The 19189-nt window shown below is 46.2% G+C and carries 11 protein-coding genes; 8 read left to right on the plus strand and 3 right to left on the minus strand.

Features of this window, described 5'->3' with window-relative positions; genetic code table 11:
- Positions 1-6: 6 nt before the first annotated feature.
- Positions 7-1161, minus strand: a complete 1155-nt coding sequence (locus tag ACLD5M_RS03030) for a quinone-dependent dihydroorotate dehydrogenase (protein ID WP_410314577.1) — start codon at positions 1159-1161, stop codon at positions 7-9.
- A gap of 175 nt (positions 1162-1336) precedes the next feature.
- On the opposite strand from ACLD5M_RS03030, the gene ACLD5M_RS03035 reads away from it, so the two are divergent.
- Positions 1337-2194 carry a DeoR/GlpR family DNA-binding transcription regulator gene (locus tag ACLD5M_RS03035; protein ID WP_308581680.1) on the plus strand — a complete coding sequence of 286 codons (858 nt, stop codon included), beginning with the start codon at positions 1337-1339 and terminating at the stop codon, positions 2192-2194.
- Positions 2195-2300: 106 nt separating this feature from the next.
- On the opposite strand, the gene ACLD5M_RS03040 is transcribed toward ACLD5M_RS03035, so the two are convergent.
- Complete coding sequence (locus ACLD5M_RS03040; protein ID WP_410314637.1) at positions 2301-3101, minus strand: peptide ABC transporter permease; 801 nt, start codon at positions 3099-3101, stop codon at positions 2301-2303.
- 31 nt (positions 3102-3132) lie between these two features.
- Positions 3133-3822, minus strand: a complete 690-nt coding sequence (locus tag ACLD5M_RS03045) for a tRNA (cytidine(34)-2'-O)-methyltransferase (RefSeq protein ID WP_410314578.1) — start codon at positions 3820-3822, stop codon at positions 3133-3135.
- 745 nt (positions 3823-4567) lie between these two features.
- Between ACLD5M_RS03045 and rpoB the strand changes: the two genes are divergently transcribed.
- The 7 genes from rpoB to ACLD5M_RS03080 all read left to right on the plus strand — a co-directional run bounded on the left by rpoB (position 4568) and on the right by ACLD5M_RS03080 (position 19142).
- Entirely contained in the window at positions 4568-8116 is a 3549-nt protein-coding gene (rpoB, locus tag ACLD5M_RS03050) for a DNA-directed RNA polymerase subunit beta (RefSeq protein WP_032841565.1), read from the plus strand.
- A 94-nt stretch (positions 8117-8210) separates the two neighbouring features.
- Positions 8211-12230, plus strand: coding sequence for a DNA-directed RNA polymerase subunit beta' (locus ACLD5M_RS03055; protein ID WP_004135680.1), 4020 nt, complete (start codon positions 8211-8213; stop codon positions 12228-12230).
- A 434-nt stretch (positions 12231-12664) separates the two neighbouring features.
- The gene (locus ACLD5M_RS03060) at positions 12665-13747 is read left to right on the plus strand and encodes an ORF6N domain-containing protein (RefSeq protein ID WP_410314579.1); all 1083 of its coding nucleotides are present in this window, start codon (positions 12665-12667) and stop codon (positions 13745-13747) included.
- Between the two features lie 170 nt (positions 13748-13917).
- Positions 13918-14340 carry a type II toxin-antitoxin system RelE/ParE family toxin gene (locus ACLD5M_RS03065; protein WP_410314580.1) on the plus strand — a complete coding sequence of 141 codons (423 nt, stop codon included), beginning with the start codon at positions 13918-13920 and terminating at the stop codon, positions 14338-14340.
- Positions 14340-14690 carry a helix-turn-helix domain-containing protein gene (locus tag ACLD5M_RS03070; RefSeq protein ID WP_410314581.1) on the plus strand — a complete coding sequence of 117 codons (351 nt, stop codon included), beginning with the start codon at positions 14340-14342 and terminating at the stop codon, positions 14688-14690. Before ACLD5M_RS03065 ends, ACLD5M_RS03070 begins: the two co-directional genes overlap by 1 nt.
- Before the next feature lie 732 nt (positions 14691-15422).
- Positions 15423-17174 (plus strand): SpaH/EbpB family LPXTG-anchored major pilin, encoded by a 1752-nt coding sequence (locus ACLD5M_RS03075; RefSeq protein WP_410314582.1) that lies wholly within the window; start codon positions 15423-15425, stop codon positions 17172-17174.
- Between the two features lie 789 nt (positions 17175-17963).
- A complete protein-coding gene (locus ACLD5M_RS03080) occupies positions 17964-19142 on the plus strand; it encodes a class C sortase (protein WP_410314583.1) in 1179 nt (392 codons plus the stop codon).
- Positions 19143-19189 lie beyond the last annotated feature (47 nt).

Below are 19189 nucleotides of genomic sequence, written 5' to 3' on the forward strand. Positions count from 1 at the left end.
TCACTTTTAGTCTAAATCTGCTCCAACAGCGTCGGAAACATGCTCGAATCCGTCTCGCTTCAAAAGATCCGCAAGTCCGCGCTTTAGTGTCGTAATCTGCTGCGGTCCTCTGTACATAAGCGACGTAATAAACATAACCAAATCCGCACCAGAGCGAATCTTCTCGTATGCTTGCTTTGGTGTAAAGACGCCGCCAATTCCAGCAATAGCAAAACGATTACCAAAAGCCTTACGCGTGCGACTAATAAGTTCGTTGCTTGCCTGGTAGGTAGGACCTCCAGAAAGTGCGCCTTGCCAATCTGCTGGAACGTCAAGTCCGGAGCGGTTCTTCTGCAAGTTCGCAATACTTACGCCATCAACCTTATGTTCGGCAAGAACATCTAAAAGCGACTTAAACTGCTCCCATCCTCCCGGCAAATTAAGCGGCATTTTAACAAGCGTTGGCTGAGGTCGCTTAATAGTATCAAGATCGCTAAAAAGTTTGTCGAGCGCTTCCGGCTCTCTAAAAGGTTCACCTACGCGAGTATTTGGGCAGGAAATATTCACCTCAATAATCGAGCTACGTCCAGCCGCGCGCTCCATAGAAATGTGATAATCTTCAATGCCTTCGTTTAAGTCGCCAACTAAATCGTCGTTTGTGCGAGCAATTGAAATAGACATATTCATTGATTTAGCTTTAGTCCACGCTTTTTCTGCGCGTGCAACAACCGCTTCGCTGCCGTCGTTTGCTAAACCTGCGTGTACCAAAATAGAGTCGTATTGCGGAAGACGATGATACCAAGGCTTCTGATTTCCTTCGCAAGGACGGCTTGTAGTTGAGCCAACTGTTTCAAAACCAAAGCCGGCATTGTCTAGCACGGTTGCCATTTGGCAGTTTTTATCTAATCCAGCGCTTAAGCCGAACGGGTTCGCAAAATCCAATCCCATAACATTAGTTTCAAGAACAGGATCCGTGTAGTTAAGCATTGTTCGAAGAAGCCACATAAGACCCGGCGTATTTTCGCTGAATTTGCAGAAGTCAATCATGCGTTCGTGAGCTTCGTCAGGCGGAATGTTGAACACAAAATGTGGTTTTATTACATGCTTGTAGGAGAAAGTGAACAAATCAGTCGTGGCTTTATTGACGACATTGTGCAATGAATTTTCAGAAACGTAATGCATATCTATATATTAAGGCATTATTTGTGCGTTTACCACCCTAATGCGCGTTCGTTTTTGTGCGATTTATTACAAAAATAAGATTTGAATGCGGGTAAATGTGCGTTCTTTTCGTTTTTACGCCCCAAAACGCTCAATTGCGTTTGTTTTTTGCGTATACTTGTGCGATAATGTTCGTATGATTTCTTCGCAGCGTCAACATTTGATTTTAAGCCGTCTTCGCACGCGTGGTGCAGTTCGTATTACCGCGCTATCTAAAGAGCTGAATGTTTCTGCAATGACAGTTCGCAGGGATATTGCCGAGCTTTCCGATCGAGGGCTTTTGAAGCGAGTTCACGGCGGCGCTGTAACTACTAACACTTTGCTTTCTGAGCCACTGTTTTCTGTGAAATCGCAGATGGATATTGGTTTGAAGGATGCTATTGCGCGCTTGGCTGTGGACTATGTTTCTCCGGGGGATGTTATTGCTATTGGCGGTGGCACAACGGCTTACGTGTTTGCTCAGCATTTGCTGGAGTCTCGTAGGGCTTCTGGAATTACGATTTTGACTAATTCGATTCCTGTTGCCGAGCTTGTGCAGGCGTTGGAGTCGAAGGATGTTGAGGTTATTGTAACCGGTGGTGTGATTACGCGCTCCAACTCGCTGGTTGGTCCTATTGCAGATAAAGTTGTGGCTTCGCTTCGAGTGAATACTGTGTTTCTTGGAACGCACTCTGTGTCTCTTCCTCGAGGATTCCTTATGCCTAACTCTTTGGAAGCGGCTACGGATATGGCTTTAATGGATATTGCTGACCGCACGATTATTTTGACGGATCACACTAAGTGGAGCTGCACGTCGCTTTCGCTGTTTGCGCGTTTTGATCAGGTTGATACTGTTATTACTGACGATGGTTTGGATGCAGATTCGCAGCTTCGCACGCGAGAGCTTGTTAAGGATTTGGTTTTGGCTCCTGTTTGTGACGATCGCGAGATTCTTAATTCCGCTTCAGATTCTGCGGATTTTGATTTAGCGCATAATTCTGTGGACGAAGACTGACACGAAGCTTTAGAGAAGTTTTGCGTGAGGTTTTGCGTGAGGTTTTGCGTGAGGTTTTGCGTGAAGCTGTAATACGCTTTTGCTTACCGCATGCTTGATGCAATACTTATCGCACGTTTACAAAAAGCGGTTCGCTATGCAATCCTGCAACGCGCTTATGCTCAACTCTAAGAACATAAGTTCCGCGATCTACCTTCGGCAAATCCTCGTCCGCAGTGCAGCCTTTCCCTGCATTCGTGTTGGTATTCCAGGTAATCTTCTTTTCAAAATGATCGCCCTTAGCCATAAGAAGCGGTTTCAAAGCAGTATCGCAAGTGTCTGAACGCCACACTGCGTTGGATAAGTAGTTGCTGCTATTTGCGTCTTTAGAGTCTTTTGCATCTTTACCATTTTTGCTATCTTTGCTATCTTTTGCGTCATCATTCGACTTACTAACAGCATCGCTACTGTTTACAGACAGCACAGAATTCATGTCGGAAGCATCAATAAGACACGAAGTATTTCCTTCATATACAAAACGCTCAGTAAGCTCAACGCTACCGCCCATCGGAACGTTTTGAGATTTCACAGAAAGCTCAATATTAATATCGTGCGCAGTGCATCGGGGAGTGAGACCAACCGGGCGCGGCTCAGGCACGGATTTTCTAGAAACATCAACTTCATGCCCTGCAATCGCTCCGCCAACTGCAGCAAGTCCCTTACCTAAGCTAATGACGCAAAATATTGCCAGCGACACAATCAAAAAAAGCACTACACACACAAAAACGCGTCTGCGAAAATACATTTTTTGCTGCGACGTGCTCATTTTTTTGCCGGATTTACGCAATTTACTGCGATTAAATATGGCGCTCGCTTTGCGCTGCACCTGTCGCTTTATTTTGCGCTGTATTCCGGATGGTGTGAACATATTATCCATTGTAATGCATAGTTTGATGTGCTTACTTGCCGCCGGCGAAACCGAGCTGTCTCCACGCTTCGTACACTGCAATAGAAGCGCAATTTGTAAGATTTAAGCTACGAAGCGAAGGTCGCATTGGAAGACGAACCTGCTCTGCCACATGCGGGCCTGCCATAACATCCATCGGATCCGGAATATCTCCAGGTTCTGGACCAAAAAGCAGAATATCGTTCGGCTTGTACTCAATTTCAGTGTAAAGTTTCGTAGCATTTGCGGTAAAAGCAATAATTCGCGAATTAGGCATCGACTCAACTAAATTCTCAAAATTCGGGTGCAAAACAACGTGAGCCATATCGTGATAATCCAAGCCTGCGCGACGCAATTTAGTATCGTGCAAATTAAACCCAAGCGGTTCAACCAAGTGCAAAATCGTGCCAGTTACAGCGCAAAGACGAATCGCAGAACCGGTATTTCCTGGAATACGAGGGGAGTAGAAGCAAAGATGAGGCGTGTGCGTTTCTGCTCGCGCGGCATCGTCGGCGCTGAGCATGGCGTCCATAACGCTAATTGGATTTCCATGAGCGTCGGTTACAAGCTCGTCAGGGCCATAGTTTGACTTGCGGTAGCCGTACTCGTACATTTGCTCTACGCTGCTTGCGGCGGCTTTGTGCGCGTCGGTTTGCTCTTCGGTTTTTGCCGCTGCTTCTTGCGTATTCTCGCTGTTATTCATGCTATTCCTTAGCTTTTAAGTATTCCTTACGTAACTTCGTAATCGTAACGTATTTAGTTTACTCGCAACTTGCACATTACTATTGTAAGATTTTTGTTTGTGAGATCCTTGAGTTCCGTCTATGAGTTTTGTAACTGATTTAGTTTTTCGGTTTTGACGAGGCTAGAAAATTTGTGTTTGCGCAAGTCCCGTCCTTCGTCGCTTTAACTGTTAAAGAATTCTATTGTGTTCGCCTATCTTTTAACAATGTTGCTTCCTCAGTCCTCTTTTATTGCTGAACACAATTTTTCCAGCCTCTCAACACATTAAACCGCAACACAAAACTCATAGACTCGTGCAGAAAGTTACGTAAAGTGCGTGGTTTACTAAGTGCAACTAGAGTCGAAAAATTAAGCTGCGGGTGAGTGAAGCTATCTATTTTTTTTATTGTTTGCTCAGTGCGAAAAATCTCAAATCTCACCACACGAATATTCGTTCCACTGAAGTAGAGAATATTAAGCATCCAAAAAATTGCAAGCGCTAGAGCAGACTTTTTTATTAATAAGGAAGTCTGGAGCTTTCGCTAGAATAGACAGTCTGTGTAAGGTGTGTCATATAGCGGGCATGCTCATGGAACCGAAGAAGGCGCCCGCGAATCAAAATATGCTTAAATAAGCACCAAATTTGCCGCGATTTTCTTCAGTTTTCAAATATTGATATTAACTAGCGAGTGATAAAGGAACGTCCATTGGCTGCTGAACAAGCTATGACGAGCACCACGAAAGTCATCGCACGTGCTGACGAGCATGATATTAAACTGCACAAAGCGTCAGATCGTGTGAATTTTGGCTCCATTTGTGAGCCTATTGATGTGCCATACCTCCTCGGCGTGCAAACCGACAGCTTTGATTGGTTGATCGGCTCTGAGCGCTGGAAGAAGCGCGTCGCTGAAGACGAGGCAAACGGAACTCACACCGTGCCTCATGTTTCCGGTCTTGACGAAGTCTTCCAGGAGATTTCCCCAATCGAGAACTTTGCTGAGACAATGAGCCTCACATTCTCCGACCCATACTTTGAAGAACCACGCCACACTGTGCTCGAGTGCAAGGAAAAGGATTACACCTATTCCGCTCCACTTTATGTGAACGCTGAGTTTGAAAACGGCGAAACTGGCGAAATTAAGAGCCAGACTGTTTTCATGGGTGATTTCCCACTTCAAACTCCTCACGGTACCTTCATTATTGGCGGAACCGAGCGAGTAATCGTTTCTCAGCTTGTGCGCTCTCCAGGCGTGTACTTCGACCGTGCGCAAGATCGCACTTCCGACAAGGATGTTTTCGGTGCGAAAATTATCCCAAGCCGCGGTGCATGGTTGGAATTTGAGATCGACAAGCGCGACGTTTTAGGCGTTCGCGTAGACCGCAAGCGTAAGCAGTCCGCAATCGTATTCCTTATGGCAATCGGCATGACGAAAGACGAAATTGCCGAAGCTTTCCAAGGATATCCTCTTGTTTTGGATGCGCTCGCAAAAGAGCCTATCGATACGCAAGACGATGCACTTACCGACTTGTATCGTAAGATTCGCCCGGCCGACACTGCAACTCCAGAAGCTGGCCGCAATCTTCTCGACTCCTTCTACTTCAATACAAAGCGTTACGATTTGGCGCGAGTTGGTCGCTACAAGATCAACCGCAAGCTTGGTCTCGAAGCAGACTACAGTGATCGCAGCTTGAACCGCGAAGATATTATCGCCACTATCAAATATTTGGTAACCTTACACGCAGGCGAAAAAACCTTCCCAGGTAAGCGCGATGGTCAAGACGTGCAGTTGCGCGTTGACGTTGACGATATTGATCATTTCGGCAACCGTCGTATTCGTCAGGTTGGCGAGCTTGTGCAGAATCAGCTTCGTACTGGCTTAAGCCGCATGGAGCGCGTTGTGCGCGAACGTATGACAACTCAGGATGCGGAAGCAATTACTCCACAGTCCTTGATTAACATTCGCCCAGTAAACGCAACTATTAAGGAATTCTTCGGAACTTCCCAGCTCAGCCAGTTTATGGATCAAAACAATCCATTGGCAGGCGTTACGAACAAGCGTCGTCTTTCCGCACTCGGCCCTGGTGGTCTTTCTCGCGATCGCGCTTCCATGGAAGTTCGAGACGTGCACCCATCCCACTTCGGACGTATGTGCCCAATCGAATCCCCAGAAGGTCCAAACATCGGTCTTATCGGTTCTTTGGCAACCTTCGGACGCATCAACCCATTCGGCTTCATCGAAACCCCATACCGCAAGGTTGTGAACGGTCACGTAACTAACGAAGTCGAATACATGACTGCAGACCGCGAAGCTGAGCACGTTATTGCTCAGGCAAACCAGGAACTCGACGAAAACGGCAACTTCGTTGGCACTCAGGCACTTGCCCGCGTGGACGAAGAAGAAGCAGTCGATGTGCCTGTAAGCACTGTAGATTACATGGACGTTTCCCCACGCCAGATGGTTTCCCTCGGCGCTTCCTTGATTCCATTCTTGGAGCACGACGAAGGCCACCGTGCTTTGATGGGTACGAACATGCAGCGTCAGGCTGTGCCGCTTATTAAGTCCGAGCGACCACTTGTTGGCACTGGCTCTGAATGGCGTGCAGCAGTTGATTCTGGCGACGTAATCTTGGCAGAAAAGCCAGGTGTTGTAACCTACGTTTCTGCAGATATTATTCGCGTTATGAACGACGACGGAACTCAGTCCAGCTACAAGCTTTCTAAGTTCCAGCGTTCTAACCAGACTACTTGCTACAACCAGGTGCCACTTATTAAAGATGGCGAACGCGTTGAAGCTGGTACTGTTTTGGCAGATGGTCCTGCAACCGAAAAGGGTGAACTTGCATTGGGTAAGAATTTGCTCGTTGCATTCATGCCTTGGAATGGTTACAACTACGAGGATGCTGTGATTATTTCCCAGCGTCTTGTGCAAGACGATACGCTTTCTTCCATTCATATTGAAGAATACGAAATCGATGCTCGCGAAACCAAGCTTGGTTCCGAAGAGATTACTCGCGATCTTCCAAATGTTGGCGAAGATGCGATTGCAAATCTCGACGAGCGTGGCATTATTCGCATCGGTGCTGAAGTTGAAGCCGGCGACATTTTGGTTGGTAAGGTAACTCCTAAGGGTGAAACCGAGCTTACTCCAGAAGAGCGTTTGCTTCGTGCAATCTTCGGCGAAAAGAGCCGCGAAGTGCGCGATACTTCTTTGCGCGTGCCACACGGTGAAACCGGTACTGTGATTGCAGTTAAGGAAATCACTCGTGAAGACGCTGAAGACGACGGCGACGAGCTTCCAAACGGCGTGAACCAAATGATTCGCGTCTACATCGCTCAGCATCGTAAGATTACGCAAGGCGATAAGCTTTCCGGCCGCCACGGCAACAAGGGTGTTATTTCCCGCATTTTGCCAGAAGAAGATATGCCATTCTTGGCTGATGGCACTCCAGTTGACATCATGCTTAACCCGTTGGGCGTGCCTTCTCGAATGAACTTGGGCCAGGTGCTCGAGCTTCACTTGGGTTGGATTGCTCACGCTGGCTGGGATATTAACTTGGATCCAGACCTTGAGGCTGCTTGGAAGAAGTACGTGCCGCAGGGCGCTGAGCATGGCGATCCATGCACTCCAGTTGCAACCCCAGTATTCGACGGCGTTCGCCCAGAAACTTTGAAGGGCTTGCTTTCTACAACGCTCGCAAATCGCGATGGTGAAAAGCTTGTTGGTTCTGACGGCAAAGCAACTTTGTTCGACGGTCGCACTGGCGAGCCATTCCCGAAGCCAATTTCTGTGGGCTACATGTACATTTTGAAGCTGCATCATTTGGTTGATGATAAGATTCACGCTCGTTCCACTGGTCCTTACTCCATGATTACCCAGCAGCCGTTGGGTGGTAAGGCTCAGTTCGGCGGCCAGCGCTTCGGCGAAATGGAAGTGTGGGCGCTCGAGGCTTACGGTGCTGCTTACACATTGCACGAAATGATGACCACGAAGTCTGATGACGTCGACGGTCGCGTGCGAGTGTATGGCGCTATTGTTAAGGGCGATAACCTCCCACCAGCAGGCATTCCTGAATCCTTCAAGGTGTTGCTTAAGGAAATGCAGTCGCTTTCCCTTAATGTTGAAGTGTTGAACGCTGAAGGCGTTGCAATCGACATGAAGGATGAAGAGGACGACCCAGTTTCATCTTCCGACGATCTTGGCTTCAATATTGGCGCTCGACCAGATTCGTCCGCCAAGGAAGACCAGATTGCTGTTGAACCTGAATACCAGTGATTCGGTGACCGATTCAGTAAATGACTCGGTAACGAACACACTTTAAGAAATTAAGAAACATTAGAAAACAATTTCATGAGACAGGACGATAAGAGTGCTGGACGTCAACGCATTTGACAAACTGAGGATTGGACTGGCTACCGCCGAAGATATCCGTAGCTGGAGCCACGGCGAAGTAAAGAAGCCAGAAACCATTAATTACCGTACCCTAAAGCCAGAGAAGGACGGTCTGTTCGGTGAGCAGATCTTCGGTCCAACTCGCGACTGGGAGTGCGCGTGCGGCAAGTATAAGCGCGTGCGCTTTAAGGGAATCGTGTGCGAGCGATGCGGCGTGGAAGTTACCCGCAGCCGCGTTCGCCGCGAACGCATGGGTCATATTGAGCTTGCAGCTCCGGTAACACACATTTGGTTCTTCAAAGGTGTGCCAAGCCGTTTGGGCTACTTGCTCGACATTGCACCTAAAGATCTTGAAAAAGTAATCTACTTCGCAGCCTACATGGTTACGAAAGTCGACGAAGAGCAGCGTCATCAAGATCTTCCAGATTTGCAAGACGAATTCGATACCGAAATCGGCAATCTTCGCAAGCGTCGCGATAACGAAATCGAAGCGCGCGCAAAGAAAGTTGAAGAAGACTTGCACGAGCTGGAAGAATCTGGCGACGGTAAGGGTGCTGCAAAATCTAAGTTGCGCGCTAGTGCAGAACGCGAAATGTCTGCTATTCGCACTCGCTACGACGAGCAGATTCAGCGTTTGAACGCCGTGTTTGACCGCTTCAAGGGCTTGCGTGCAGGAGACATGGAAGGCGACGTTGACTTGTGGCGCGAGATGGAAGATCGCTACGGCGACTACTTCGAAGGCTGCATGGGTGCTGAAGCTATTAAGAAGCGTTTGCAGGACTTCGATTTGAAGTCTGCCGCAGAAGAGCTTCGCGCAGAAATTGACAACGGAACCGGTCAGCGCAAGGCTCGCGCTTTGAAGCGACTGAAGGTTGTAAACGCATTCTTGACTACTGGAAACAAGCCAGAAGCTATGGTTTTGGACGTAATTCCAGTAATCCCACCAGATTTGCGACCAATGGTTCAGCTTGATGGTGGTCGTTTCGCAACTTCCGATTTGAACGATTTGTACCGTCGCGTAATCAACCGTAACAACCGTTTGAAGCGACTTATTGAGCTCGGCGCTCCTGAAATCATGCTTAATAACGAAAAGCGCATGCTTCAGGAAGCAGTCGACTCGCTCTTCGACAACGGTCGCCGCGGCCGCCCAGTAACCGGCGCATCCAACCGACCATTAAAGTCGCTTTCCGACATGCTTAAGGGTAAGCAAGGCCGATTCCGCCAGAACTTGCTCGGTAAGCGTGTTGATTATTCCGGCCGTTCCGTAATCGTCGTTGGCCCAAGCCTTCGCATGCATCAGTGCGGTTTGCCAAAGCCAATGGCATTGGAGCTTTTCAAGCCGTTCGTTATTAAGCGTTTGGTAGATCAGGGCTTCGCTCAGAATATGAAGAGCGCAAAGCGTTTGGTTGACCGCGGTGACTCCGAAGTTTGGGGTGTGCTCGAGGAAGTTATTTCCGAGCATCCTGTGCTTCTTAACCGCGCACCTACACTTCACCGCTTGGGTATTCAGGCATTTGAGCCAATTTTGGTTGAAGGTAAAGCAATCCACCTGCCACCACTTGCCTGCGCAGCATTCAACGCAGACTTCGATGGTGACCAGATGGCAGTGCATCTTCCGCTTTCTGCAGAAGCTCAGGCTGAAGCGCGCACTTTGATGATGGCTTCCGACAATATCTTGAAGCCAGCAGACGGTCACACCGTTACAATGCCTTCTCAGGATATGATTTTGGGTCTTTACTACTTGTCTACCGTAATTGAGGGAGCCAAGGGTCAAGGCCGAGTCTTCTCCTCGCTTGCTGAAGCTGAAATGGCTCTCGACAAGCATGAGATTGACATGCAAGCTAAGGTGCTGATTCGCGTTCCTTCAGACTTCGTATTGCCAAAGAATTGGGAGCCTTCCGAGCTTAAGGTTGTTGATCCTGAGCCTGGCAGCCCAGACGTTGTGCGCGAAGAGCGTTTTAAGGACGGAACTGTACTGTTTGCAACTTCTTGCGGACGCATTTTGTTCAACGGAACTTTGCCAGTCGACTATCCGTTCGTAAACGAGCAGGTGCCGAAGGGCGTACTTTCTAAGATCGTCGACGAAATCGCAACCCGCTATTCTACAGCTCAAGTTGCTGCAACACTCGACGCTTTGAAGGATCTCGGCTTTACTCGCGCTCCTTGGTCTGGCGTAACAATGGCATTCTCCGACATTGTGCTTCCTCCAAATCGCGAGCAAATTGCGCAAGATTACGAGGATCAGGCTGCAAAAATCAACTCCCAGTACGATATGGGTCTTCTTACCGATGAAGAGCGTCGTCAAGAGTTGATCAACTTGTGGACTGAATGCACCGACAAGGTTGCAGACGCAATGCGCGAAAACTTCCACGACGACAATAACGTGAACATCATGGTTCAGTCTGGCGCACGTGGTAACTGGATGCAGATTCGCCAGATTGCTGGTATGCGAGGCCTCGTGGCAAACCCTAAGGGTGAGATTATTCCTCGACCTGTTAAGTCAAACTACCGCGATGGTCTGTCCGTGTTGGAGTACTTCATCTCCCAGCACGGCGCTCGTAAGGGTCTGGCAGATACCGCACTTCGTACGGCAGAATCTGGCTACTTGACTCGTCGTCTTGTGGACGTTTCGCAGGAAGTAATCGTGCGCGAAGAAGATTGCGGCACTAAGCGCGGTCTTATGATGAAGATTGCTGATCGCGACGAAAACGGCAATTTGACGCTTGTTAAGGCTGCTGATGGTGGCCCATACTCGCGCTTGCTTGCTGCAGACGTAATTGACCCTGCCGACGGCACAACAGTTTTGGCAAAGTGTGGAGATGCGCTTTCTATGGACGTTTTGCGTGATTTGGTTGCGCATGGCGTTGAGGAAGTTAAGGCGCGTTCTGTGCTTACTTGCGAATCTAAGCGCGGCGTTTGCGCAAAGTGCTACGGCTGGTCCTTGGCTACGAGCCGACTCGTGGATGTTGGTGAGGCTGTTGGTATTGTGGCAGCACAGTCCATTGGTGAGCCTGGTACGCAGCTTACGCTTCGTTCCTTCCACTCTGGTGGTGTTGCTTCGGCTTCCGATATTACGCAGGGTCTTCCTCGTGTTACGGAGCTTTTCGAGGCTCGTACTCCTAAGGGCGAGGCTCCAATCGCTGAGTTCCCAGGCGTTGTGAAGGTTGAGGATACCGACCACGGCCGTCAGGTGACTTTGACTCCAGACGACACTACGGTTGAGCCAATCGTTTACCCTGTGACGCGTCGTGCTCCAATGCTGGTAAAGGATGGCGAGCATGTTGACGTTGGTACGCAGCTGATTGAAGGTTCTGTGGATCCTAAGAAGATTCTTCGAATCCTTGGTCCTCGTGCGGCTCAGGTGAATATTGTGGAAGAAGTTCACAACGTTTACCGTTCTCAGGGCGTTGATATTCACGACAAGCACATTGAGGTTATTGTGCACCAGATGCTTCGCCGTATTACGGTGATTGATTCTGGTGACACTGAACTTCTTCCTGGTGAGCTTGTGGATCAGGCAAAGTTCCGCGAGGCAAACTTGGCTGCTGTTAAGAACGGTGGCAAGCCTGCTGCTGGTCGACCAGAGCTTATGGGTATTACCAAGGCTTCTTTGGCTACGGATTCTTGGCTTTCTGCCGCATCCTTCCAGGAGACTACGCGCGTGCTTACTGAGGCCGCCTTGAGCCAGAAGGAAGATGACCTTAAGGGCTTGAAGGAGAACGTTATTATCGGTAAGCTCATCCCAGCTGGTACTGGTTTGGCGCGTTACCGCAACGCTAACGTTGAGCCTGATCCTCAGGTGCGCGACTCCATTTACCCTAACTTCGGTTTGGGTGGTGCGGATAGCACGCCTTCGAACTTCGGTGAGAGCGATATGGGCGATGTTGACTTCTCCAACATTGATTTTGGCGACATGAAGCTCGGCGACGACTTTAATCCAGATGACTTCCTTGATGATCAAGGCGGTCAGGGCGATTATGGCGACGAAGCTGAGTGATTGCGATAATCTGATATAAATTGGGGCTTCAAGCTTTCGGGCTTGAAGCTCCTTTTTGTTACTGGCGCAGTTGGTGTTCTGCGCGCGTGTCTCTTGCGTAATCTTACGTAACTACTTATTTTCGTGCGTTCAATACCTTTTTCGTGCGCTCAATACCTTTTATCCACAATGCGTTAATCTGATTGCGAAATTATTGTCAAGTCGAATAACCTCAGTCGTATGATTGCAGCAAATACTAGTACTATCAGCATGGTTTCAAGCGCTGAACAAGAGCATCGATGCATCATACCTATTAATTCAGCTCAAAGACTAATAAATCTACGCACGATGTTGTTTATTTGTTACTGGCGCAGTTGATTTAAAAAAGTTACGCAGTAAAAGTTACGCAGTGCGTGGCGGATTGGAAAAGATATTTAGATAATGTTGGGGGCATTATGGCAGAAGAGAATAAAGAGATTGTTGTAATAGATGGAACTACGCTTAAAAGTAAGATTCACTATATAAGAAATCAAAAAGTTATGCTTGATTCGGATTTAGCTGAAATTTATGGTTATGAGACAAAAATGTTTAATAGACAGGTCAAAAGGAATATTGAAAAATTTGATGACGATTTTATGTTCCAATTAACCGATGAGGAAGTATCTGAACTTTCAAGGTACCATTTTGGCACCTTGAACGATGGGCAAGTATCTGAACTTTCAAGGTCGCATTTTGCGACCTTGAACAAAGCGCAAGGTAGAGGCAGTAATATTAAATACAAGCCCTACGCCTTTACAGAACAGGGAATCTATATGCTTATGACCGTATTAAGGGGAGAGCTGGCAGTTAAGCAAAGTAAGGCTTTAATACGAATGTTTAAGCAGATGAAAGATTTCATTATTGAAAATAGAGACTTTCTTAGCTCAAAAGAAATGGCGCAACTGTTATTGCAAACAAGTCAAAATACAAATTACATAATGCAGCATTCAAAAGAAATAGCAAATATAAATGATAAAATTAGCGCCTTTGCAACAAAAGAAGATCTGAAAAAGGTAATGGATAATTTTATAGATAGTAACACCTACAAGCATTTTCTTTTGCTGAATGGAGATAAGATAGAAGCAGATATTGCCTATACAAAAATATATAAGTCAGCAAAGAAAAGCATCTATGTTATAGATAATTATATAGGGCTTAAAACATTGGAACTCTTAAGGGCTGCAAGAGATAACATGCAAATCATAGTTTTTAGCGATAATGTAAGAAATAAAGATATGCTTACGAAAAATATTTTAGATGATTTTAGAAAAGACTATCCTAATATAGATTTGAATTTGAAGATAGCTGATAAAAAATACCATGATAGATATATTGCAATAGACTTTGGGGCAGAAAATGAGGCCTTTTATCTTTGTGGAGCATCATCAAAGGATGCAGGAAATAAAATATCAAGTATTACCAGGATAGAAGAATCGTCGAAGGATATGTATCATACAATGTTTGCTGGAATGTTAAACAATAAGAATTTGAAAATTTAATACACAGAGAACAAAGTAGATAGTTGTATGAGCTTTAAGCAAGACGGTAGAAATAAAAATCTATCGTCTTTTTAATTACTGCAAATTAGAGAACGCGTGTGTTCTGCGTTAGTGGCTGATTTTGGTTGTTTTGGGACATGCGTGCAGATTGGCGACTGCGTTAGTAACGTATGGTTGCTTGTTTTGACAAGATGTATACAAGAGATTATGCTATATATAACATAAAACAGGGGGTTGGGGAATTGTTTGATGTGATTTTTTACAGTGATAAGGATGGTGATAAGCCAGTACGTGAGTTTATTAAAAGTTTGGATGTCAAGTTGCGAGCAAAGGTGGTTTCGGATTTGCATCGTTTGGAGATGTTAGGAAGTGACGCAAGGGAGCCGCTTAGTAAGCATGTTGGCAACCATATTTTTGAACTTCGCACTATTTTAGGTAGCAACATAGTGCGTATTTTATACTTTTTTGATGCTAATAAAATTATTGTTGCCACCAATGGATTTGTTAAAAAGCAGCAGAAAACTCCGCGTAATGAAATATTAGTAGCTATGCAGAGAAGGGCTGAATATTTTAATAGAAAGATAGGCTTGTGATGAAAAAGCAAGAGTTGCAGGGAACGCAAGTATGGCAGGGAACGAGTGAAGTACAGGAAACGCGAATGAATGATTTGCATGAACTCACGGATGAGCTTATTAAGGATCCTGAATTCAAGAAGGAGTATGATGCTCTTCAGTCGGAAAGAGATTTGACTATGTCGCTTGTGATGGCTAGGAAAAAGGCTGGTTTGACTCAGGCTGAGCTGTCGGAGAAGACTGGTATAAGTCAGTCGGATATTAGCAGGTTGGAAAATGGTTCGAGGAATCCGACTATTGCGCTTTTGAATCGTATTGCAAATGCTTTGAACGCGACTTGTAGGATTGAGTTTGTGTCGAATGCGCGTTGACGTGTTTTAGCACTGTGATTTAGCGCTCAACTTGCCTTGTGTCTTCCAAACGAACTTGTCGGAAATTTCGACAGGTTGAATTTTTGTTATGAATATAAAGAAAGCGTAATGCAGCTTCAAGCAAGAGCAATTAATTATCATTTTTTGGATTGTTGGTCGGCAGATTACGCTTTCTTAAGAAATAAAGAAAGCACAATCGTTTGCGCTCCGACACTGAAAGCACACTGTGCTTTCAGTATTGAGTCGTCGCTACCGCATTGGGTCGCTTTTCGCGCTTCGCTTAAGCGAAAAGCGAATCAATGCGACACGCCGATTTGGTTTTTGAGAAAAAAAATTAAAATGCACAAAAAGCGGCTGAGTTAGTAATTTGGCACCCCTAAAACCCGTTATTTTTCAACGATTCTTGTACCGGGGGGGGGGTGGGTGCTTAGAGATATAAACATTTGACTGTGTTATACTGCACGCGATTTTCCGTCTAAATATCGATTAATATTGTATTTACTCATGGTTGAGCGTTATCGCACATTGCGAAAAATAGCTAAATAATGAAGGTTGCAGTTGTATCTGCGTTCGTATCTGTGCGTTTGCACATTTGCTGTCGTCGATGCAATTGTAAGTATGACATAATGACATAATTGTCATTATGTCATAACCTTTTGTTTAGCTTGTAACTTGCTGTTGAGGCTAAATAAAGATGTAAGACGATTCGTTTACTTATTGAAGAGAGGGAATATGCGTCTACAGACTTCAAAGTTAAAGCGCGCTGTTGCCGTACTAGCTGCTGCGTGCACACTTGGCACCTGCTGCATCGCCGGATCCATCGCGTGGGCTGGTAATCCACAGGATACACCTGCTCAAGGTGAAGACACCGCAAATATTAAATCTGACCAGGCTACTTCTATTACCATTTACAAGTATGAAGGTCCTGAGGGTTCTGTTAGGAATAATGGTAAAGAGCAGACTATTCCAGATAAACAAAAACCAATTTCTGGCGTGAAGTTCAAGCTTACTCCAATTCTTGATTCTAAAGGCAACAAGATTGATTTGTCTCAGACGTCTGGTTGGAAAGCCATCGAGAAATTAGAGACTGAAAATAAAACTGCTGCTCAGGCTTTGACTGATGCTAAGTTGAAGGTTTCTGAGACCACTGCTGACATTAAAGAACAAGCAACTGGTGATGATGGTTCTACAAAATTCGACCTTGGCAAAACATACGGCTTGTACTTGGTTGAGGAAGACTTGGCTAATAGCAAGCCTATGAAAGAAGGCAAGCCTATTAAGGTTACCAAGCAAGTTAACCCATTCCTTGTAACGGTTCCTCTTCCAGATACGCAGACTCACACTTGGATTTACAATTTAAAGATTTATCCAAAGAATGACGTCAGCACCAACAAGGTGGAAAAGAAAGCTCAAGCTGCTCCAAGCAAGCCATTCATTGACGGTACTAAGACGACTATGGGTTGGGATATTTCCATCCCGCTCACCGCTATCAAAGATGGTGGCAAAACCTATAACAATGTTTCCTTCACTGATCCAATTAACACAGACTTCTTGAATTATAGCAAGGTTGAAAATGTGAAGGTTGTTAGTAAAGATGGCAAAACCTCTGAGACTTTAGTGACAAGCGATTATGAAGTTGAAGGATATTCTTCAATTGGCGAATCTCCTAAGAAGGTAGATGACTTAACTACTGCTGACAATCTCAAGACAGTCAAGTGGATTCGCGTTAAGCTAACTAAAGCTGGTTTAGCTAAGGCTTCTGCCAAAGTTGGCGGTAAACTTACAGCAACAGTTGTAACAACAGTTATTAATCCTGGAAATATTAAGAACTTTATAAACACTGATGTAGATGGAGTTGCAACCGGTGAAGGAGATAAAACTCCTGGCTGTGTTCCAACTAAGGATAATCCATGTAAAGATCCAGATCATCCTCACGAAGGTGAAGACACCACTAATTTCGCTACACTCACCATTGATAAGATCGGCTTGAGTGATAACGATCAGAAGGACAATGGTAAACCTTTGAAGGGTGCAATCTTCGATGTGTATAAAGCTGCTGACGGTAAGAAGGTAGACGACCTTAAAGGTAAGACAGTTGCTGAAGCTGGCGCTGATTTAGTAAGTGGTGAAGGCAAAGTTCGTACAATGGCTGCAACTGATGATAAAGGTAAGGCTTCTGACTCCTTCTTCGTTGGTAATGGTTCTACTGTTTCGCACGTTTATTGCGCAGTTGAAACTAAAGCTCCAGATGGATTCAAACTTGATAATACGCTTCATTGCGTGAATCTTACTGCTGGAACTGATGCGAACAACACTTTGAAGATTGATAACGCTAGAGCAACCGAACTCGACAAGATTCTTGCCAACTTGCCTATGACTGGTGCTCGTGGCTTGGTGATTTTGACGGTTTGCGGCATTGTTGGTATCGCTGGCACGTTCTTCTACATTGTGATGAAGCGTCGCAAGGAGCAGGAACAGGAGTAAAACTCGATCGGCTGGCTAAGTGACTTAGTTGGCTGAGTGGCTTGAACAATTGTTCAGCTGATTTGCTCTGCCGGTTGCGCAGTTTGGTTTCGAAACAAGCTATGCAACCGGTTTGAGCGGATTAGTTGTGCAGTTATTCAGTTGTGTGGATATTCGTGTGGTGAGATTTGAGGTTTTCGCACTGAATAAGGGATGCTCGCGCGCTTTGAACGAGCTTGAAATCAATGGGATTTCAAGCTCGGTCAAAGCATGATTTGGAATGTAAAGCACACCATGCTTCACATGCTAAATCAGCCGAACGGCTATGCCGTGAGGAATATGTGCGAAAGAGGTCTGGGCGCAAACGCCGAAAATCTCCGTCAAAGTTCCAGAAGCTTTGCATCATTGCTTTGCAAACTTTGCTAATGAAGCTTTGCACCAGTGCTTTGCAGGCGCTGATTCCTGTTGATCAACGAACACTAGCATTTATGCTGCTGCACACACCACACCAAGCACTCCTACCACACAACAAAACACTAGCGGTTTTACTAATAGTGGGAGATAGGAATTGCTTGTCGAGCAATATAAAAGCGGAACGATAGTAATAATCTTGTTGATAAATACTATTTTTGCAGAAAAAGTAAGTAAAAAAACTAAACTCAACTACGCAACCGCTAAGTCCAAATAAGGTATAAGAGCGGAGCGCTGCGAGATAAGTAATTCCTATCTCACACAGCCACTCCAGAAACCTGCCAGCCAAACGCCAGTCAAAATTCATAGCCAAAACTCAAGAATGTCGAAAACAAAATCGTGAGAAAAGAAAACCACCCAAACTCGCGCAACAACGCAAAAAAGTGGCGCTTTTCGAAGTCCTGTATAATCCCCGCTTTGCTGTTGCTCGCGTCGTTTGCGTCGCTTATTTATCCGCATGCCTCCATGTGGCTGAGTCAGTATCACATGTCGGAGGTTGCGGCTGAGTACGCGAAGCTTATTACGCATGCGGTTCCTGCTCCGCACGAGCAGTTGCGCCGCGCGCGCGAGTACAATCAGAAGCTTTCGTCTGGCGCTATTTACGAAGCGAATACGAATATTCCAACTTCGCATGGAGAAACGTCGGATGCTAGTCAGGACTATTGGGATCAGTTAAAAGCTAACGATGATGGCCTTATGGCTCGTCTTCGTATTAAGAAGATTGACCTTGATTTGCCGGTTTACCACGGCACGGAGGATGCCACGTTGCTTAAGGGCCTCGGCCATTTGCGTGGAACTTCGCTTCCGGTTGGAGGAAAGGGCACGCGCTCGGTTATAACCGGCCACAGGGGTCTTGCTAGTGCGGAAATGTTCACGCGTCTTGACGAAATCGTTAAGGGTGACACTTTTACGATTGAGGTTTTCGACGAGATTCTTACCTATAAGGTAGTTGACAAAATCGTTGTGAACCCGGACGAGACGAAGAAGATTGCGGCTGTGCCTGGCAAGGATTTGGTGACGCTGATTACTTGCACGCCTCTCGGTATTAACACGCAGCGCATTTTGGTGACTGGTGAGCGAGTTGTGCCAACGCCTGCTGCGGATAAGGCGCTTCGTGGCAAGAAGCCTGATGTTCCGCGATTCCCGTGGTGGGTTTTGGTCTGCTTTGGTAGCTTGTGCGTGGTGGGCGGCTACATTTGGTGGGCTGGTTTGCCGGTTAAGAAGAAAAAGAAGGAAGATGAAGAAGATAGCGCGAAAGATAGGGAAGAGGATAGCGCTGCAAGTAGTGCGAAAGATAGCGCGAAAGATAACGCAAGTAGCGCAGTAACTAGCGCTGCAACTAGCGCTGCAACTAGCGCTGTACGCAGAGAAAATCTTGCGCGCGAGGAAGCTATGGCGATTGCGAATCGGCCAAAAAAGAGGCCGAAGGTCAAAAAGTCTAGCTCGCGTAAGAAACGTAAGAAGGGCAGTCACGGCGAAAAGACGTTCGACTGGCTTATAAACATTCTCGGTTTATAAGCGATTGCGTATAGCAACAAAACTGAATACTAAAACTGAATATTAAA

This window comes from Gardnerella sp. Marseille-Q9185 (genome assembly GCF_046508745.1).
Lineage (GTDB): Bacteria > Actinomycetota > Actinomycetes > Actinomycetales > Bifidobacteriaceae > Bifidobacterium > Bifidobacterium greenwoodii.